Source organism: Achromobacter sp. T5-5, from assembly GCF_055397965.1.
Window position 1 is genome coordinate 1,702,031 of record NZ_AP027919.1, and the last position, 18,609, is coordinate 1,720,639.

Consider the following 18,609-nt stretch of genomic DNA (forward strand, 5'->3'; position numbering starts at 1 on the left):
ACGCCGCGTCAGACGGTGCCCGGGCGCTCAAGGCGGCAACGCCGCGCCCGGCCGCAAGCCGCAGGCCTTTGAATTTGGAGACACCATGCATCTGGACCGTATTCGCAACCCTGAGCTGCACGCCAGGATCACGTCCGCCGAACAGGCGGCGCTACTGGTTCAGGACGGAATGACCGTTGGAATGAGCGGCTTCACCCGGGCCGGCGACTGTAAGTCCGTGCCGGCCGCGCTGGCGGCCCGCGCCGAGCGCGAACCCTTGTCCATCACGCTGATCACCGGCGCTTCGCTCGGCCACGACACCGACAAGCTGCTCGCGCAGGCCAACGCGCTGGCTCGCCGCCTGCCGTTCCAGGTCGACACGACCCTGCGCCGCAAGATCAACCAGGGCGAAATCGCCTTCATCGACCAGCACCTCTCGGAGACGGTGGAACAGTTGCGCGCGGGCCACCTCGGCCCGATCAACGTGGCCATCATCGAGGCCGCCGCCATCACCGAGTCCGGCGCCATCGTGCCGACGATGTCGGTGGGCAATTCCGCGTCCTTCGTGCAGCAGGCGGACAAGATCATCGTGGAGCTGAACATGAGCGTGCCCGCGGAGATCGAAGGGCTGCATGACATCTACATCCCGGGCGATCGCCCCACGCGCCAGCCCATCGGCCTGGTGTCGGTGGACCAGCGCATCGGTCAGCCCTGCATCCAGGTCGACCCCGCCAGGATCGCCGCCATCGTCGTCACGCAGGAACCCGACAGCCCGTCCAACGCGCTGCCGCCCGACGCCGAGACCAACGCGATCGCGGGGCACATCAACGACTTCCTGCGCCGCGAGGTGACCGCCGGGCGCCTGACCAATGCGCTGCTGCCCTTGCAGGCAGGCATCGGCACCATCGCCAACGCGGTGCTGCACGGCTTCGAATCGTCCGGTTTCGAGAACCTGACGATGTACTCCGAAGTCCTGCAGGACAGCGCCATCGAGTTGCTCGACCAGGGCAAGCTGGCCTTCGCTTCGGCGTCGTCCATCACGGTGTCCAAGCCCGTCTACGAAAAGATCCTCGCGAACATGGAGCACTATCGCCAACGCATCGTGCTGCGCCCGCAGGAAATCAGCAACGCGCCCGAGATCGTGCGCCGGCTGGGCATCATCGCCATCAACACGGCGCTGGAATTCGATATCTACGGCAATGTGAATTCGACGCACGTCGGCGGCACGCACATGATGAACGGCATCGGCGGTTCCGGCGATTTCGCCCGCAACGCCCATCTTGCGATCTTCGTCTCGAAGTCCATGGCCAAGAACGGCGACATCTCCAGCGTGGTGCCGATGGTGTCCCATGTGGATCACACCGAGCACGACGTCGACGTGCTGGTGACCGAATGCGGCCTGGCCGACCTGCGGGGCCTCGCGCCTCGCGAGCGGGCGCGGGCCATCATCCAGCACTGCGTGCATCCGTCGTACCGGGACGCGCTGCAAGACTATTTCGACCGCGCCTGCGAACGCGGCGGCCAGACGCCGCACCTGCTGGAAGAAGCCTTCTCCTGGCACCAGCGCTTCAACGAAACGGATTCGATGCAGCCGGTCGCCGCATCCGCGCGCAAAGCGGCCTGACGCACGCTTGAAGGTTTACTGCCGCCGCGTTTTGATTTGGGTAAGGCCGCCGCAAGCTGCCTTACTTTTTTTTGCCCAATCCCAGGCCTAAGCCTCGCTTTCGGGTTTCCCTGTCACCAGCGTCTGCCGCGACATCTCCAGCTCGTCCCGCAGCCACTGCTTGAATGCGGCAAGCGGGGCCCAGTCGCGCAGACTGGGCAGATAAACCAGGTGATAGGTCTGCGCCAGCTCATACTGCACGGTGACGGGCGACACCTGCACCAGCCTCCCCGCGCACAGCGCGTCCGCCGCCAGCAGTTGCCGACCCAAGGTGATGCCCAATCCCTGTTCGGCGGCCTGCAACATCATTCCCGCATCATTGAAAGACGCGACAGGCGTGACCGGTGTGGGAAACCCCGCCGCGGTGAACCAGTGCTGCCATAACTCCCGCTCGCCCAGCAAAGGCTGGCGCGCCAGCGTTGCGGGCGTATCGTCGGGCAGGGCGGCCATCGTCTCCGGCGACGCCAGAACGATCAGCGGCAACGGCACGTCAAAGAGCGGCTCCGACTCCACCCCGGCCCACGGTCCGCGGCCAAACCGCAGCGCCGCATGAAAGCCGTCCCGCAACAGATCCACCACGTTCTGGGACGTCTCGATCTCCAACGCCACGCCCGGATGCCGGGCGCGCCAGCGCGCCATGCGGGGCAACAGCCAGCGTTGTGCGAACGACGGCAGCACCGACACCCGAAGCCGCTGCTCGCTGCCCGTCGCCGCCGCGTTCGCCGCCATCAGTCCCTCATCGAGCAGCGCCATCGCGCCTTGCACGCTGCACAACAGCGCAGCGCCCGCGGAATTCAGCACGATGCCGCGCCCGCTGCGTTCGAACAAGGGAAAGCCAAGCTGTTCCTCCAGCACTTTGATCTGCTGGCTGACCGCACTGTGCGTCAGATGCAGCCGTTCCGCCGCGGCGCGCAGGTTCTGCAACTCGGCCACGACGCGAAAGGCAGGGAGGGTATTAAGGGGTAATCGCACGGCGAACCTTCATTCGTTTCTATCTGGCAATCCGGACCGGGATCGGTTTGGTCATCGTAGCTTACCGATCGCGCCAAAACAATTGGATTTTCAGCGCGACATTGGGCGAATACTCTTACCAAAACGGAATTGCAAAGGAGCCCGTTATGACCGCGCAACCATTTTTGGCGTCATCCCCCTTGGGTTCGACGGCCTCGATGCCCAAGCCCACGTCGCCGGATCCGGCCGTACTCGCGTCAATGCACGCGCCCGACCAAAGCCTCCTCTCCCGACTTTGGCAAGCGTACCGCCAACACCGCAACGCAGCCCGGATCCGCAATCTCGCCGTGGACATCGAACCACGCCTGCTCGAAGATGTCGGCGCGCCGCCATGGCTGATCAATGAATCGATCGTGCGCCGGCAACTGGAACGCCTGCGCAACGCCGACTACATTCGCTGGTGACTCCTCTGCGCGTTGTGGCCCCCCGAACCCAACTACGCGCAGCGGTCGCTGCCAGTTGCCCTGTTATCCCTCTTATATATAGAGAGCGATGGAGAACGGGCAGCGCACGCCGCCCAAACGCACCCAGCCACTCAGGCAATTTGCGACACGCACATGACAGCCAGAAAATTTGTGCTATAGTCTCGCTCCTTCGCAGTTCACGCAGTTCTGAGCCGCGAAGCCAAGCAAGTGCAACAGGCGGACGGGGCAACCCACCACCGCCTGCCGCGAAGGCAATCAGTCATGAACGCCAAGCGGTTATTGCAAGGATCGACGCAAATCAGGCAGAAGCCAGTTGCAAGATCTGCAAAAATTGTGCTATAGTCTTGGGCTTGGCAGTTGCCGAAAATTTAGGGTTTACCCTGATATTTCGATAGCCGCTAAGGCAGGGCGAAAGTCCTGGCGAGGCCTGAAGAGGTCGCGGCAAGAAAGCGAAGTTAAAAACGGCGCTGACTTGACAAGCGATAAAAACTTCTTCATAATCTCGTTTCTCTGCTGCAACGACAGCGACGACGCAAAAGCGAAGTTAGCCGAAGTTGAAAGCAGAAGCAGTACAGAATTTAGCAGCACCCGCTCTTTAACAATTAAACAACCGATAAGTGTGGGCGCTTGATGCGAGTGCAGCGATTTGGGTTTCGGCCTTAATCGCAAGCACAAGAAATCAAGTGCTCACTAGAAGTGAAGTACCTTAGACGTCAAGTTTAAGAACATACCTCACTTCCTTTGAGTAGCGACGTATGACCTGGTTTGAATTGGCGTAAGCCAAGACAGACCAAGAATACGAAACAAATACAGAGATTAAACTGAAGAGTTTGATCCTGGCTCAGATTGAACGCTAGCGGGATGCCTTACACATGCAAGTCGAACGGCAGCACGGACTTCGGTCTGGTGGCGAGTGGCGAACGGGTGAGTAATGTATCGGAACGTGCCTAGTAGCGGGGGATAACTACGCGAAAGCGTAGCTAATACCGCATACGCCCTTCGGGGGAAAGCAGGGGATCGCAAGACCTTGCACTATTAGAGCGGCCGATATCGGATTAGCTAGTTGGTGGGGTAACGGCTCACCAAGGCGACGATCCGTAGCTGGTTTGAGAGGACGACCAGCCACACTGGGACTGAGACACGGCCCAGACTCCTACGGGAGGCAGCAGTGGGGAATTTTGGACAATGGGGGAAACCCTGATCCAGCCATCCCGCGTGTGCGATGAAGGCCTTCGGGTTGTAAAGCACTTTTGGCAGGAAAGAAACGTCCCGGGATAATACCCCGGGAAACTGACGGTACCTGCAGAATAAGCACCGGCTAACTACGTGCCAGCAGCCGCGGTAATACGTAGGGTGCAAGCGTTAATCGGAATTACTGGGCGTAAAGCGTGCGCAGGCGGTTCGGAAAGAAAGATGTGAAATCCCAGAGCTTAACTTTGGAACTGCATTTTTAACTACCGAGCTAGAGTGTGTCAGAGGGAGGTGGAATTCCGCGTGTAGCAGTGAAATGCGTAGATATGCGGAGGAACACCGATGGCGAAGGCAGCCTCCTGGGATAACACTGACGCTCATGCACGAAAGCGTGGGGAGCAAACAGGATTAGATACCCTGGTAGTCCACGCCCTAAACGATGTCAACTAGCTGTTGGGGCCTTCGGGCCTTGGTAGCGCAGCTAACGCGTGAAGTTGACCGCCTGGGGAGTACGGTCGCAAGATTAAAACTCAAAGGAATTGACGGGGACCCGCACAAGCGGTGGATGATGTGGATTAATTCGATGCAACGCGAAAAACCTTACCTACCCTTGACATGTCTGGAATGCCGAAGAGATTTGGCAGTGCTCGCAAGAGAACCGGAACACAGGTGCTGCATGGCTGTCGTCAGCTCGTGTCGTGAGATGTTGGGTTAAGTCCCGCAACGAGCGCAACCCTTGTCATTAGTTGCTACGAAAGGGCACTCTAATGAGACTGCCGGTGACAAACCGGAGGAAGGTGGGGATGACGTCAAGTCCTCATGGCCCTTATGGGTAGGGCTTCACACGTCATACAATGGTCGGGACAGAGGGTCGCCAACCCGCGAGGGGGAGCCAATCCCAGAAACCCGATCGTAGTCCGGATCGCAGTCTGCAACTCGACTGCGTGAAGTCGGAATCGCTAGTAATCGCGGATCAGCATGTCGCGGTGAATACGTTCCCGGGTCTTGTACACACCGCCCGTCACACCATGGGAGTGGGTTTTACCAGAAGTAGTTAGCCTAACCGCAAGGAGGGCGATTACCACGGTAGGATTCATGACTGGGGTGAAGTCGTAACAAGGTAGCCGTATCGGAAGGTGCGGCTGGATCACCTCCTTTCAGAGCTTACGTGCTCGTGTTAAGCGTCCACTCTTATCGGTTGTTTGTTGTAGCTGGCGTCATGTGTTTGGCGCAGCGTAGAAACTAACTGATAGCGCTGCTTGCAGCGCTATCAGTTGGGTTTTACCCAACAGCTACATTTGTTCTTTAACAATCTGGAAGAAGCACAACGAAAATGTGTTCATCAAGTAATCAGCGTTGCTGATGAAGATGGGCACGGGTTGTGATTGCATTAATTTTGTTCCAAGTTCTCAAGACTGGGGTGAATAACCTCAGACTGCTTTGAAACTTATGAACGGCACAAACGCTAATACTCAGGTCCTATAGCCTACAGCGTTATAGGATCAAGCGACTAAGTGCATATGGTGGATGCCTTGGCGATCACAGGCGATGAAGGACGTAGTAGCCTGCGAAAAGCTGCGGGGAGCTGGCAAACAAGCTTTGATCCGCAGATATCCGAATGGGGAAACCCACCGCAGCAATGCGGTATCCCTAGCTGAATACATAGGCTAGTGGAAGCGAACCGGGTGAACTGAAACATCTCAGTAGCTCGAGGAAAAGAAATCAACCGAGATTCCGAAAGTAGTGGCGAGCGAAATCGGAAGAGCCTTTACGTTTTAGCACGCAAGATAATCGAACGGAATGGAAAGTCCGGCCGTAGCAGGTGATAGCCCTGTAGATGAAATTTTGTGTGTGGAACTAAGCGTAAGACAAGTAGGGCGGGACACGTGAAATCCTGTTTGAAGATGGGGGGACCATCCTCCAAGGCTAAATACTCGTGATCGACCGATAGTGAACCAGTACCGTGAGGGAAAGGCGAAAAGAACCCCGGAAGGGGAGTGAAATAGATCCTGAAACCGTATGCATACAAACAGTAGGAGCCTCCTTGTGGGGTGACTGCGTACCTTTTGTATAATGGGTCAGCGACTTACATTCAGTGGCAAGGTTAACCGAATAGGGAAGCCGTAGCGAAAGCGAGTCCGAATAAGGCGATTCAGTCGCTGGGTGTAGACCCGAAACCAGATGATCTATCCATGGCCAGGTTGAAGGCACGGTAACACGTGCTGGAGGACCGAACCCACTAATGTTGAAAAATTAGGGGATGAGCTGTGGATAGGGGTGAAAGGCTAAACAAATCTGGAAATAGCTGGTTCTCTCCGAAAACTATTTAGGTAGTGCCTCAAGTATTACTGCGGGGGGTAGAGCACTGTTATAGCTAGGGGGTCATGGCGACTTACCAAACTATGGCAAACTCCGAATACCCGCAAGTACAGCTTGGGAGACAGAGCACCGGGTGCTAACGTCCGGACTCAAGAGGGAAACAACCCAGACCGCCAGCTAAGGTCCCGAATTATCGCTAAGTGGGAAACGAAGTGGGAAGGCATAGACAGTCAGGAGGTTGGCTTAGAAGCAGCCATCCTTTAAAGAAAGCGTAATAGCTCACTGATCGAGTCGTCCTGCGCGGAAGATGTAACGGGGCTAAGCGATAAACCGAAGCTGCGGGTGTGCACTTTTAGTGCACGCGGTAGGAGAGCGTTCTGTAAGCCTGCGAAGGTGGCTTGTAAAGGCTGCTGGAGGTATCAGAAGTGCGAATGCTGACATGAGTAGCGATAAAGGGGGTGAAAAGCCCCCTCGCCGTAAGTCCAAGGTTTCCTGCGCAACGTTCATCGGCGCAGGGTGAGTCGGCCCCTAAGGCGAGGCAGAGATGCGTAGCTGATGGGAAGCTGGTTAATATTCCAGCACCGTCGTACAGTGCGATGGGGGGACGGATCGCGGAAGATCATCAGGGTGTTGGATGTCCCTGTTGCTGCATCGAAGATGGCGCTTAGGCAAATCCGGGCGCGTAAATCAAGGGTATGGCACGAGCGAGCATTGCTTGCGAAGTGATTGGAAGTGGTTCCAAGAAAAGCCTCTAAGCTTCAGCTGTACGAGACCGTACCGCAAACCGACACAGGTGGACGGGATGAATATTCCAAGGCGCTTGAGAGAACTCAGGAGAAGGAACTCGGCAAATTGATACCGTAACTTCGGGAGAAGGTATACCCCGGTAGTGTGAAGCGCCTGCGCGCTTAGCATGATGGGGTCGCAGAGAATCGGTGGCTGCGACTGTTTATTAAAAACACAGCACTCTGCAAAGACGAAAGTCGACGTATAGGGTGTGACGCCTGCCCGGTGCCGGAAGGTTAAGTGATGGGGTGCAAGCTCTTGATCGAAGCCCCGGTAAACGGCGGCCGTAACTATAACGGTCCTAAGGTAGCGAAATTCCTTGTCGGGTAAGTTCCGACCTGCACGAATGGCGTAACGATGGCCACACTGTCTCCTCCTGAGACTCAGCGAAGTTGAAGTGTTTGTGATGATGCAATCTACCCGCGGCTAGACGGAAAGACCCCATGAACCTTTACTGTAGCTTTGCATTGGACTGTGAACCGGCCTGTGTAGGATAGGTGGGAGGCTTTGAAGCGTGGTCGCCAGATCACGTGGAGCCATCCTTGAAATACCACCCTGGTTTGTTTGCGGTTCTAACCTTGGTCCGTTATCCGGATCGGGGACAGTGCATGGTGGGCAGTTTGACTGGGGCGGTCTCCTCCCAAAGTGTAACGGAGGAGTTCGAAGGTACGCTAGGTACGGTCGGAAATCGTGCTGATAGTGCAATGGCATAAGCGTGCTTGACTGTGAGACTGACAAGTCGAACAGGTGCGAAAGCAGGACATAGTGATCCGGTGGTTCTGAATGGAAGGGCCATCGCTCAACGGATAAAAGGTACTCTGGGGATAACAGGCTGATACCGCCCAAGAGTTCATATCGACGGCGGTGTTTGGCACCTCGATGTCGGCTCATCTCATCCTGGGGCTGTAGCCGGTCCCAAGGGTATGGCTGTTCGCCATTTAAAGAGGTACGTGAGCTGGGTTTAAAACGTCGTGAGACAGTTTGGTCCCTATCTGCCGTGGGCGTTGGATACTTGACGGAGCCTGCTCCTAGTACGAGAGGACCGGAGTGGACGTACCTCTGGTGTACCGGTTGTCATGCCAATGGCATTGCCGGGTAGCTAAGTACGGAAGAGATAACCGCTGAAGGCATCTAAGCGGGAAACTCGTCTGAAGATTAGGTATCCCGGGGACTTGATCCCCCTGAAGGGTCGTTCGAGACCAGGACGTTGATAGGTCGGGTGTGGAAGCGCAGTAATGCGTTAAGCTAACCGATACTAATTGCCCGTGAGGCTTGATCCTATAACACTGATGGTTATGACCTGGTGTATAGCGTTCCAAGTGTCGTTCAATACAAATTACTGGCTGCCCCGTCAGCAGCCAGCCAACACCAATTACACCCACTGTGCGTGATCATCGAGCCCAAGCTCTGACCACCACACGTTGCGCTTCTTCCAAGATTGGAGCCGTTGCCTAACCCGCAACCGCTCAACCCGTTACGCCTGACGACCATAGCAAGGTGGTACCACTCCTTCCCATCCCGAACAGGACAGTGAAACGCCTTTGCGCCGATGATAGTGGACGGACGTCTGTGAAAGTAGGTCATCGTCAGGCTTTTATTGTGCAAACCCCCGTAGGAATACCCTGCGGGGGTTTGTTTTTTGTGCAGAGTGAATTGATTGATTGAACCCCTCGCGGCTTGCGCCGCGAGGGGTTTTGTTTTTGGGGGGATCGGTAGACGTCAACCCATCGAGGGCAATACTTTGGCTCCGCTGGGGCGTGGGTATTTACTGTTCAGGTAGTTGGCGGCGCAGGGCCTGGAAGAACAGTTCGGATTGCAGGCGTTCGCTCTGGATTTGGGCGGCGACCTTGGAAGCAAGCTCGGGATTGACGGGCACCAGTGGTCGGCCCGTGGATTGCGCCAGGACCTGGGCGGTACAGGCGCGCTCCAGGAAGAAGAGATCGTCGTAGGCATGATCGATGCGTTCGCCGCAGACGACGACGCCATGGTTGCCCAGGAATACGATGTCGGCGCCCTGCATGGCGCGTGCAATGCGCTCGCCTTCGGAGACGTCGAGCGCCAGGCCGTTGTAGTGCTCGTCGATGGCGAGGCGGCCATGAAAGCGCATCGCGTTCTGGGACAGGGTGGTGTCCAATCCCCGGTCGCTGGTGAGCGTGAGGGCGGTGGCGTACGGCATGTGTGTGTGCAGGACGCAGGCCTTGCCGGCGATGCGGTGGATGGCGGCGTGGATGAACATGGCGGTCGGTTCGATCTCGTGCCGGCCGGCGAGTTTGTTGCCGTGCGCGTCGACCAGCACGATGTCGTCTGCCTGGACCTCGTTCCACATCAGGCCGCGCGGATTCAGCAGGAAATGGTCGGGGTCGCCGGGCAAGGCGACGCTGAAATGGTTGCAGACGCCTTCGCCGAGGCCGTGGGCCGCGGCGGCGCGCAGGGCCAGGGCCAGATCGGCCCGCAATGCGGCGACGGTGTCGGCATGGAAGAGCGCTTCGGCAAAGCGGGGTTCCTGGTTCATGGCAGCCTTTGAGCTAAGAGTGGAATAGGGGGGATCAAAGCCACCCGGCTTCTTGAAAAAGGCCGGGGACGCGATCCAGAGTCGCTACGGTAGCGTCCGGCTGGTAGTCAGGCAAGGGTTTGCGGCCGGTGCCGCGGTCGATCCAGATGCAGCGAAACCCGAGGTCGCGGGCGGCGGCCAGATCCAGGTGCGGGCTGGCGCAGATGTGCACGACCTCATCGCGGGTGACGCCCAGTTCGGCGTGAGCGTGGTCGAAGATGGCGCGCGCCGGTTTATAGGCTTGGGCTTGTTGGGCAGTGATGACCCGGTCGATATGTCCGCCCAACTGCGCGACATTGCCGGCAATGATGTCGTCGTCCGTATTGGAGATGATGCAAAGGCGAAAGCCGGCCTGCTTGAGCGTGGCGAGCGTGGCCACCACTTCGGGAAAGGGAGGCATGCGCGAAATGCTGCCGGTGAGCGTTTCGGCGTCTTCGGGCCGGTAGGCCAGGCTAAAGTGCTCCATGGTCAGGCGTAGCGATTCGCGCGTGACATCCGCGAAGCGGCGGTAGGGCGGGGTGCGTTCCAGCCGGTGTTCGTGCGCATCGTATACGTGCAGGAACTGCGCAGCGGTGGGTGGCGGTGTCGAGCCCGGATGGGCGGCCAGGATCCGCGCCACGGCAGATTGCAGACCTTCGTCCCACTGAATGAGGGTGCCGTAGCAGTCGAACGTGAGCCATTGCGGGCGGGGGAGTTGATCCAGCGGCATGTCAGTTCCTCGAGGGTATGGGTTGATCCTTCAGCGTAAGATTCCAGGCTGTAGTTGTAAAATTAATAATTGGATTCTTCTTAGTGGATTTTTAGATATCGGTTCGGCAGGGAGGAATGTCGTTCTGCTTGTGGTGGCATGGTCGACCACGAGTTCCGAGTTCCGAGTTCCGAGTTCCGAGTTCCGACGCCGACGGCGAGCCCGACTCCAAATCCAATTCCCGAATCCCGAATCCCGAATCCCGAATCCCGAATCCCGAATCCCGAATCCCGAATCCCGATCCACGAAACCTAATCTACGAAAGCCGATGTTGGACCTTGAACTCCTGAAAACGCTGGTCTGCGTCGTCGAAGAGGGCAGTTTCACGCGGGCTGCCCGGCGTGTGCATCGCACGCAGTCGACAGTCAGCCAGCAGGTGCGCAAGCTGGAGCAAAGCGTCGGCAAGACGCTGCTGCTGCGCGACCGCGCCGGTGGAAATGTGTCTGTCACCGAAGACGGCGAGCTCATGCTGGCTTATGCCCGGCGGCTGCTCGCCATTGCGGGCGAAGCGGAGCATGTGTTTTCTGCGCCGCGCTCCGCGCGCGTGCTGCGGTTGGGGGTACCGGAGGATTTTGACGTGTCGCGCCTGACCGTGCTGCTGGCCGAGTTTGCCGCCAGCCATGAGGAGGTGCGGCTTGAGACCGTGAGTGGCATGAGCGCGGAGCTGCGCGCCGGGTTGGCGTCCGGGGACCTGCATCTGGCGCTGGTCAAGCGCGAACCGGGGGACGGGGCCTGCCTGGCGGCGTGGCCGGAACGGCTGGTCTGGGTGGACGGCCGGCGGCGGAACGGGGAATCGGGGCCTGTGCCGCTGGTCTTGTTTCCGCAGGGCTGTATCTATCGAAAACGCATGATCTACGCGCTGGAAAGCGCAGGCCGGCCTTGGCACATTGCGTATCTCAGCCATAGTCTTGCCGGTGTGCAAGCGGCGGTGGCGGCGGGACTGGGGGTGAGCCTGTTGCCGGCATTCGCGCGCCTGGCGTCGCACCGCGAATTGGGTGAGGCGGACGGATTCGCGGCGGTGCCGCCTACGGAATTGGCGATTGTGGGCGATACGCGCGCTTTCGGCGCGGTAGAGCAGGATCTGATCGCCGCGCTCGAGCAAGCCATCGGCCCTGACGTCCGGGGATGACGGGGACTCAAGCTATCGGCTCCGACATCGGGGCATGAGGGCGTCGCGCGATGCCTGGCGGGCGGGGATCAGCGCAGGTCGCCGTCCACGTAGAACCACTGCCCGCCTTCGCGCACGAAACGGCTGGTCTCGTGCATGCGGCTGGCGCGTCCGTCCAGGCGGCTTCTGGCGACGAATTCGACGGTGGCGTGGTCCGCATCCTGGCTGGCGGCTGCCTTGATGTCGAGGCCCAGCCATTTCAGGCCGGGGGGATTGGGGTCGAGCGAGGCCGGACGTGTGCTGGGATGCCAGGTGGCAAGCAGGTAGGGGAGCTTGTCCATGACGAACGCGCTGTAGCGCGAGCGCATCAGGGCTTCGGCGGTGGGCGCTTGCAACGCCTGCGGGCCGTCATGCCAGCGGCCGCAGCAGTCGGGATAGGCCGCGGGCCGGCCGCAAGGGCAGGGCGTCTTGGAAGGGCTGGGTTGCTTGGACACGGGGGATGGGCGGTGTGATCAGGCCAGCAGGTCGGCGTATTCGGGATGGCGACGGATGTAGGCGTCGGCGTAAGAGCAATAGGGACGCACCTTCCAGCCGTTCGTGCGCGCGGTGAGCAGCGCCTGGCGCGTCAACTCGGCGGCGATGCCGCGTCCGCCCACCGCACTGGGCACGCCGGTGTGCGTGATGGCCATGGCGCCGTCCTGCAGTTGATAGTCCAGCACGCACAGCACGCCGTCGACGGTGGCGGTGAAGCGGGAGCGTTCGGTGTCGTGAGTCACGGAGATCATTCGAGAACATTCCTTGGTTGAAAATGAGGCAAGGTCCGGGAAAGTGGCGTCAGGTCCCGGGACGTGGCACCTTGGGACCACGGCACGGGACCACGGCGCGGGACCACGGCAATCGGGCCCAAGCCGGCACCTGGGCTTCGCAACATGCTGCCGTACCTCGGCGGATGCAGCCAGTCCCGCGTTCCAGGATAACAGCGCCGCGGTCCAGGAGCGGTCATCGGCGCAAGGTCTGGATCAATACCGCAAGATCTTGGTCAGCGCCGCAAGGTCTTGATCAGCGCCGTGAGCTGCGCGTCGCGTGTCTCGACGAGATCGGCGATGCTGCGATGGCCGGCCTCGGCGTTGACGCCCTCGATGAGGCGTTGCTGCAGGTCGGGCGTGACGTCGGGCGCGCCGAGGTCATCCCACCAGGTCTGCACCGGACCGAGCAAGTGGTGCATGAAATGCGCCATCCCGCCTTCGCCGCCGCCCAGGTTGAATGTCATGTGCGGTCCGAAGAGCGCCCAGCGCAGGCCCGGGCCTTGCGATACGGCGGCGTCGATGTCCGCGACGCTGGCGACATTTTCGGCGGCGAGGTGGATGGCTTCGCGCCACAACGCCGCTTGCAGGCGGTTGGCGATATGGCCAGGCACTTCTTTGTTCAGCCGGATGGGATGCTTGCCCATGCTGCGGTAGAAGTCGATGGCGCGGTCCATCGTCTGCGCAGAGGTCTGGTCGCCGCCCACCACCTCCACGAGCGGAATCAGATGGGGCGGGTTGAAGGGATGGCCGATGACGAATCGCTCCGGATGGCGGCAGCGCGATTGCAGCCGGCTCATGATGAGGCCGGACGAACTGGATGCGACGATCACGTGCGGGGGCAGCACGGCGTCCATGCGCGCGAAGAGGTCGGTTTTGAAGTCTTCACGCTCCGGCGCGTTTTCCTGCACGAAGTCCACCCCGGCCAATGCCGCTTCCAGATCGGGTTCAAAGCGTAGCGCGTCGGGCGTGGCGCCCGCCCGGACATGCCCCAGCTCGGTCAGGACCGGCCATGCCGCCTGCACGCGCGCGATGGTCTGCCCCTGCGCGTGCGGGCCGGGATCGCTGACCACGACTTCCAGGCCCTGCGCGAGAAACAGCGCCGCCCAACTGGCGCCGATGGTGCCGGCGCCGACGATGGCGACGCGGCGGATGGAGCGGGACGAGTCAGGGCTGGTCGCGGCAGGGCTGGACATGCAGGTCTCCTTGTTCGGGTTTGCGTCATTGTGAAGCAAACCCGTGGCCCTTGCCATGCAGGCCGGCGAGCGTCAGGCGTTGCGGGCCCGTCGAAGGTGGCGCCATGCCAGCGCGACCGTGAACGCGTAGCTGGCCGTGATCACGGCATAGGCCGCGGGCAGGCTGGCGCGCCAGTCCGGCAGCAGGTGCAGGAGGGTGCCCATCACCGCGACGCCGACCAGTGCGCCGGATTGGCGGTTGGCATTCAGGGCCGCCGCGGCGCTGTTGGCGTGGTGCTTGCCGGACACCTGCATGACGATGCTGGTCATGGCGGGCACGGCGATGCCGACGCCCAGGTTGGCCAGGGCGACGACGAGCGTGAAGGGCCAGTAGGCAACGTCGGGAGAGAAGGCGAGCATGCCGATTGCGCTCATCGCCGCCGCGAGCGATACGCCGCCCAGCAGCGACGCCGGCAGGTTCCAGCGCGCCGATACGCGGCCCGAGATGAGGTTGCCAATGGAAAACACGGCCAGCATCGGCACGAGCTCGATGCCCGTCTGCAGCGCGTCGGCACCGCGCGCATGCTGCAGGAAGAGACTCAGCAGGAACAACTGGCCGTACGCCGCCAGGTTGATGAGAAAGCCGACGCCGTTGGCGGCGGCAAATTGGGAGGTGGCGAACAGCGCGCGCGGGATGATCGGTTCGGCGTGCCGGCGTTCGCGCCGCACGAGGAGTGCCGTGGCGAGACCACACAGGAGCGCCGTGGCGGCGATGGGCGGCGAGGTCCAGCCGTAGGCATTGCCCTGGATCAGCGCAAAGCACAGCGCAGCCAGCGCCACGACGCCGAGCGCGTGGCTCAGGGGATTGAGCGCGCGCGGACGGCGAGGCGCGGCCGCGATGCGTCGACGGGCAAGCCACATGCCGGCCAGGCCCAGCGGAATGTTGATGAGGAAGATGCCGCGCCACCCGAATTGATGGATCAGCACGCCGCCCAGCAGCGGGCCGGACGCGCCCGCGACCGCCACGATGGCGGACCAGGCCGCCAGCATGCGATTGCGCACGTGTTCATCGTCATAGGCGTGCGCGAGCAGGCTGAGCGAGCTGGGCATGAAGAGCGCGGCGCCGACGCCTTGCAGCATGCGGGCGGCGATCAGGGTGTCGGCGTCGGGCGCCAATCCGCAGAGCAGCGACGCGCCGGTGAACACACCCAGGCCGGTCAGGTAGAGCGTCTTGGCGCCGTAGCGGTCGGCCAGCGCGCCGGCCAGCAGCAGCAGCGCGGCGAACGTCAGCGTGTAGCCGTCCACGATCCAGACCAGGTCGGTCAGCGGCACCGTGAATTGGAGCGCAATGCTGGGGAGCGCCACGTTGACGACCGTCACGTCCAGCATGGCCATGACGAATCCGATGGCCAGGGTGACCAGGGGCAGCCAGCCGGCGGCGGCGGGCGGGGCGTTCAGGGTAGGGGCGGGGCGGCAGGCGGAGGACATGATGGGATGCGTTTGCGGGCGGCTTGCGAGGGGTGAAGATTAGGCGTTTTCTATGATGCAAAAAAGCCGAATAATTGCTTTATAGTCATGCAAAATTGCATCAAGGACGGCGCATGGATTGGGACAACGCCAGGATCTTCCTGGCGATTTACCGGGTGGGGACGCTGCGCGGCGCGGCGGCGGTGCTGCAGATCGACCAGGCCACCGCGGGCAGGCGCCTGGCGGCGCTGGAGGCCTCGCTGGACGCGCGCCTTTTCCTGCGCACGCCCGGCGGCTACGTGCCCACCGCGGCGGGGGAGCTGGCCTTCGCCGCGGCCGAGCGCATGGAGCTGGCGGCCGATCAGCTCCAGCGCCAGATGCAGGGGCTGGACCACCGCCTGTCGGGGGCCGTGCGCGTCGCGTCCTCCGAAACGGTGGCCCGTTACTTCCTCATGGAGGCCATCCGTCGAGTCCATGCCGAGCATCCCGACATCCGGATGGTGCTGTCCACCGGCATCCAGATCAGCAACCTGACGCGCCGCGAAGCGGACCTGGCGATCCGCAACGTCAAGCCCGACAATCCGGACCTCATCCATCGCCACCTGGCGCGCAAGGAGGTCGGGCTGTATGCGTCACGCGCCTACCTGGATGCGCACGGTGAGCCCAAGCCCGGCACGGCGTTCGCGGGGCATACCCTGGTCGCCTATCAGCAGGCGGTGCTGCCGGGCTGGTCTGACTCGCTGTGCGGCGAGCCGACCCGCAATGGCCGCATCGGCATCGAGGTCAATTCCGGGTTGATGATCATCGACGCCGTGGTGGCGGGGCTGGGCATCGGCGAACTGCCTACCCACATGGCGCCGGACTATCCCGACCTGGTGCGCATCTGGCCGAGCCGCAGCGAAAGCTACGACCTGTGGCTGGTGATGCACGGCGACCTGAACCGCACAGCGCGGGTGCGGGCGGTGGCCGACGCGATCGTCCAGGTGTTCGAGGAAAGCGAATAGCGTCGCGCGGCGGCTTGTGGGCTTGGGCGACTGGCGCTAAGGTTTGCCTGCTTGCAGGAAAACCCACGACCCCAGGAGTTGCGCGTGACCGATCTTTGGCGTTTGTCCGCAGTTGAGCTTGCCGCCCTTGTGCGCAAGCGTGAAGTCTCCGCCGTCCAGGCCGCGCAAAGCGCGCTGCGGCGGCTCGATGCCGTCAATCCCGCCATCAATGCGGTGGTGGACCATCGTCCGGAAGACGTGCTGGCCCAGGCGGCCGGGGTGGATGCCGCCCTGGCGCGTGGGGAAGATCCCGGCATGTTGGCGGGCGTGCCCGTCACGGTGAAGGTCAACGTGGATCAGGCCGGCTTTGCCACGACCAACGGCGTGGGCCTGCAGAAAGACCTGATCGCCAACAGCAACAGTCCCGTCGTCGACAATTTGCGGCGTGCAGGCGCTGTGATCCTGGGGCGCACGAATACGCCCGCGTTTTCGCTGCGTTGGTTCACCAGCAATGTCTTGCATGGCGACACCCGCAATCCCCGCAATCCGGCGCTGACCCCGGGCGGCTCGTCCGGCGGCGCCGCGTCGGCGGTGGCCGCGGGCATCGGGCATCTGGCGCACGGCACCGATATTGCCGGCTCGATCCGCTACCCCGCCTACGCCTGCGGTGTGCACGGTCTGCGCCCCTCGCTGGGACGGGTGGCGGCGTACAACGCCTCGCTGCCCGAGCGCTCGATCGGCGGACAGATCACGGCGGTGTCGGGGCCTCTGGGGCGCACCATTGCCGACGTGCGGCTGGGGCTGGCCGCGCTGGCGGCTGCCGACCCGCGCGATCCCTGGTGGGTGCCGGCTCCGCTGATGGGCGCGGAGGTGCCCCGGCGGGCGGCGCTGTGCCTGAATCCGGACGGCCTGGAGACCGAGCCCGCCATCGTGAAGGCGCTGCAGGAAGCGGCGCGGCGGCTGAGCGATGCGGGCTGGACGGTCGATACGCTGGACGCGACCCCACCGATGCAGGAGGCGGCCGATCTGCAGATTCGGATGTGGATGGCCGACGGCTACGACGCGATGGTCGCGGCCGCCGAAAAAGAAGGCGATCCCGGTGCGCGGGTGGCGCTGGCCGGCCAGCGTGACAGGGCGGCGAACGCTGACCTGGCGAGCTTTTCGGCGGTGCTGACGCGCCGGGCGACGCTGACGCGCATGTGGGAGGTGTTCTTCGCCGAATACCCGGTGTTGCTGCTGCCGGTGTCGGCCGAATTGCCTTTCCCGGACCAGCTCGACCTGCAGGGGGATGCGGCCTACGCGCGCGTCTGGCGCGCGCAGATGACCCAGATCGGCTTGCCGTTCATGGGACTGCCCGGCTTGTCCGTGGCCATGGGCAGCGCAATGAGCAGCGCGGGTCCCAGCCCGGTGGGCGTGCAGGTGGTGGCGGGTCGGTTCCGCGAGGATCTGTGCCTGGCGGTGGGAGAAATCATCGAGGCGGGCGGCGAGCCGGTCAGCATCGCCGAGCCCGCGTCCCGCTAGCCGGTTGGCCGCAGGCGGCGAGCCGTTAGCCTGCCGGCCGCGGGCTGCGCGCCGTCAACCGGCCGCAGACACCGGGCCGCTGGCGCCGTCATGGGTGCCCGAAGCGCACCCGCAGCACGCCCAGATCGCCATAGGCCAGTTCGATGTCCCGATGGGCGGGCACGTCCAGGAAGCCGGCATAAGAGCCGGTGATGACGTGCTGCCCGGCCGCCAGGCCCAGGCCCTGCTCGCGCAGGAAGTTGGCCAGCCAGTACAGCCCGGCCTTGGGATGGTCGTTCGGGTGGATGCCAGCGTGTTGTTCGACTTCGACGCCATCGACCGTCAGCGTGATGGTCATGCTGCCCGGCGCCGCGTCCGGCGATGCGATCGGGGGACCCAGCACCAGTCCCTGGTTGAACATGTGATCCGCCAGCAGTTCGGGCAGGCTGGCATGTTCTGGAGACGCATAGCGGCAACCCAGGATTTCCAGCGCGAGGCGGGCGCTGCCGACGGCGGCGTCGATCTCGGCTTCGGTGTAGGGCGTGTCGCGCGGCGGCAGGTCGCGGGCGATCTGGAAGGCGATTTCGGGCTCGATGCGCACGACGTCGGTGCGGGCGGGGACCGGTCCGGCGGCGGCATCCGCGGTGCCCGACGCGTAGATGGGCGCCACGACGGTCTTTTCCGGGGAAGGCAGCGCGCTCTTCCAGGCGGCGATGCCGTCCTGACGGGTTTCGCGCAGCAGTTCGGCGGTGCGCCGCTGCACGGCAATGGCCTGGCTCAGGGATTGCGGCCGGCAGTGCGCGGGCAGGCGCGGACCGGCAACGCCGGCCAGACGCGCCGCGATCAGGATACGGGCGGCTTCGATGCTGCCGGGATAGTCTTCGAATCCGATCTGCATGC

13 protein-coding genes and 3 rRNA genes are annotated in these 18,609 nt (G+C 62.3%); 8 read left to right on the top strand and 8 right to left on the bottom strand.

All coding sequences use genetic code 11. The annotated features are described in order from the left end of the window. Window positions 1-85 precede the first annotated feature (85 nt). Window positions 86-1,603, top strand: coding sequence for an acetyl-CoA hydrolase/transferase family protein (locus ACZ50Q_RS07695; protein WP_464081060.1), 1,518 nt, complete (start codon window positions 86-88; stop codon window positions 1,601-1,603). Between the two features lie 87 nt (window positions 1,604-1,690). Here the strand turns inward: ACZ50Q_RS07695 and ACZ50Q_RS07700 are convergent, their stop codons facing one another. After that, window positions 1,691-2,614, bottom strand: coding sequence for a LysR substrate-binding domain-containing protein (locus ACZ50Q_RS07700; protein WP_464081061.1), 924 nt, complete (start codon window positions 2,612-2,614; stop codon window positions 1,691-1,693). A 146-nt stretch (window positions 2,615-2,760) separates the two neighbouring features. On the opposite strand from ACZ50Q_RS07700, the gene ACZ50Q_RS07705 reads away from it, so the two are divergent. The 4 genes from ACZ50Q_RS07705 to rrf all read left to right on the top strand — a co-directional run bounded on the left by ACZ50Q_RS07705 (window position 2,761) and on the right by rrf (window position 8,966). Continuing rightward, window positions 2,761-3,057 carry a hypothetical protein gene (locus tag ACZ50Q_RS07705; protein ID WP_254791983.1) on the top strand — a complete coding sequence of 99 codons (297 nt, stop codon included), beginning with the start codon at window positions 2,761-2,763 and terminating at the stop codon, window positions 3,055-3,057. A gap of 839 nt (window positions 3,058-3,896) precedes the next feature. Then, a 16S ribosomal RNA gene (locus tag ACZ50Q_RS07710) occupies window positions 3,897-5,427 on the top strand. A 342-nt stretch (window positions 5,428-5,769) separates the two neighbouring features. Next, a 23S ribosomal RNA gene (locus ACZ50Q_RS07715) occupies window positions 5,770-8,654 on the top strand. Window positions 8,655-8,853: 199 nt separating this feature from the next. Next, window positions 8,854-8,966 (top strand): 5S ribosomal RNA (gene rrf / locus ACZ50Q_RS07720). Together the 16S, 23S and 5S rRNA genes form the textbook arrangement of a ribosomal RNA operon. Before the next feature lie 173 nt (window positions 8,967-9,139). Here the strand turns inward: rrf and ACZ50Q_RS07725 are convergent. Beyond that, window positions 9,140-9,886, bottom strand: a complete 747-nt coding sequence (locus ACZ50Q_RS07725; protein WP_464081062.1) for an aldolase — start codon at window positions 9,884-9,886, stop codon at window positions 9,140-9,142. Window positions 9,887-9,920: 34 nt separating this feature from the next. Then, a complete protein-coding gene (locus tag ACZ50Q_RS07730; RefSeq protein ID WP_464081063.1) occupies window positions 9,921-10,634 on the bottom strand; it encodes a haloacid dehalogenase type II in 714 nt (237 codons plus the stop codon). Window positions 10,635-10,941: 307 nt separating this feature from the next. On the opposite strand from ACZ50Q_RS07730, the gene ACZ50Q_RS07735 reads away from it, so the two are divergent. Further along, window positions 10,942-11,802 (top strand): LysR substrate-binding domain-containing protein, encoded by an 861-nt coding sequence (locus ACZ50Q_RS07735; RefSeq protein ID WP_464081064.1) that lies wholly within the window; start codon window positions 10,942-10,944, stop codon window positions 11,800-11,802. Window positions 11,803-11,870: 68 nt separating this feature from the next. On the opposite strand, the gene ACZ50Q_RS07740 is transcribed toward ACZ50Q_RS07735, so the two are convergent. The 4 genes from ACZ50Q_RS07740 to ACZ50Q_RS07755 form a co-directional block, all read right to left on the bottom strand. Further along, the gene (locus tag ACZ50Q_RS07740) at window positions 11,871-12,275 is read right to left on the bottom strand and encodes a YchJ family protein (protein ID WP_464081065.1); all 405 of its coding nucleotides are present in this window, start codon (window positions 12,273-12,275) and stop codon (window positions 11,871-11,873) included. An 18-nt stretch (window positions 12,276-12,293) separates the two neighbouring features. After that, window positions 12,294-12,566 (bottom strand): GNAT family N-acetyltransferase, encoded by a 273-nt coding sequence (locus ACZ50Q_RS07745; protein ID WP_092582875.1) that lies wholly within the window; start codon window positions 12,564-12,566, stop codon window positions 12,294-12,296. Between the two features lie 254 nt (window positions 12,567-12,820). Continuing rightward, window positions 12,821-13,780 (bottom strand): 3-hydroxyacyl-CoA dehydrogenase NAD-binding domain-containing protein, encoded by a 960-nt coding sequence (locus tag ACZ50Q_RS07750; protein ID WP_464081066.1) that lies wholly within the window; start codon window positions 13,778-13,780, stop codon window positions 12,821-12,823. 72 nt (window positions 13,781-13,852) lie between these two features. Further along, window positions 13,853-15,247: an MFS transporter gene (locus ACZ50Q_RS07755; RefSeq protein ID WP_464081067.1), complete on the bottom strand. Its 1,395-nt coding sequence runs from the start codon at window positions 15,245-15,247 to the stop codon at window positions 13,853-13,855. A 113-nt stretch (window positions 15,248-15,360) separates the two neighbouring features. Here ACZ50Q_RS07755 and ACZ50Q_RS07760 point away from each other — a divergent pair, with 113 nt between their 5' ends. Both ACZ50Q_RS07760 and ACZ50Q_RS07765 read left to right on the top strand, forming a co-directional pair. Then, window positions 15,361-16,230 (top strand): LysR family transcriptional regulator, encoded by an 870-nt coding sequence (locus ACZ50Q_RS07760; RefSeq protein ID WP_076515547.1) that lies wholly within the window; start codon window positions 15,361-15,363, stop codon window positions 16,228-16,230. An 84-nt stretch (window positions 16,231-16,314) separates the two neighbouring features. After that, window positions 16,315-17,730, top strand: coding sequence for an amidase family protein (locus ACZ50Q_RS07765; RefSeq protein WP_464081068.1), 1,416 nt, complete (start codon window positions 16,315-16,317; stop codon window positions 17,728-17,730). Between the two features lie 88 nt (window positions 17,731-17,818). Here ACZ50Q_RS07765 and ACZ50Q_RS07770 read toward each other — a convergent pair whose 3' ends face one another. Continuing rightward, complete coding sequence (locus tag ACZ50Q_RS07770) at window positions 17,819-18,607, bottom strand: 2-keto-4-pentenoate hydratase (RefSeq protein ID WP_464081069.1); 789 nt, start codon at window positions 18,605-18,607, stop codon at window positions 17,819-17,821. Window positions 18,608-18,609: the final 2 nt, after the last annotated feature.

What these genes read in the sequence shown, in the direction of transcription:
- ACZ50Q_RS07730 (WP_464081063.1), bottom strand. Translation starts at nt 10,634, where the DNA reads ATGCCGCTGGATCAACTCCCCCGCCCGCAATGGCTCACGTTCGACTGC.
- ACZ50Q_RS07770 (WP_464081069.1), bottom strand. Translation starts at nt 18,607, where the DNA reads ATGCAGATCGGATTCGAAGACTATCCCGGCAGCATCGAAGCCGCCCGT.
- ACZ50Q_RS07705 (WP_254791983.1), top strand. Translation starts at nt 2,761, where the DNA reads ATGACCGCGCAACCATTTTTGGCGTCATCCCCCTTGGGTTCGACGGCC.
- ACZ50Q_RS07745 (WP_092582875.1), bottom strand. Translation starts at nt 12,566, where the DNA reads ATGATCTCCGTGACTCACGACACCGAACGCTCCCGCTTCACCGCCACC.
- ACZ50Q_RS07750 (WP_464081066.1), bottom strand. Translation starts at nt 13,780, where the DNA reads ATGTCCAGCCCTGCCGCGACCAGCCCTGACTCGTCCCGCTCCATCCGC.
- ACZ50Q_RS07725 (WP_464081062.1), bottom strand. Translation starts at nt 9,886, where the DNA reads ATGAACCAGGAACCCCGCTTTGCCGAAGCGCTCTTCCATGCCGACACC.
- ACZ50Q_RS07695 (WP_464081060.1), top strand. Translation starts at nt 86, where the DNA reads ATGCATCTGGACCGTATTCGCAACCCTGAGCTGCACGCCAGGATCACG.
- ACZ50Q_RS07735 (WP_464081064.1), top strand. Translation starts at nt 10,942, where the DNA reads ATGTTGGACCTTGAACTCCTGAAAACGCTGGTCTGCGTCGTCGAAGAG.
- ACZ50Q_RS07755 (WP_464081067.1), bottom strand. Translation starts at nt 15,247, where the DNA reads ATGTCCTCCGCCTGCCGCCCCGCCCCTACCCTGAACGCCCCGCCCGCC.
- ACZ50Q_RS07760 (WP_076515547.1), top strand. Translation starts at nt 15,361, where the DNA reads ATGGATTGGGACAACGCCAGGATCTTCCTGGCGATTTACCGGGTGGGG.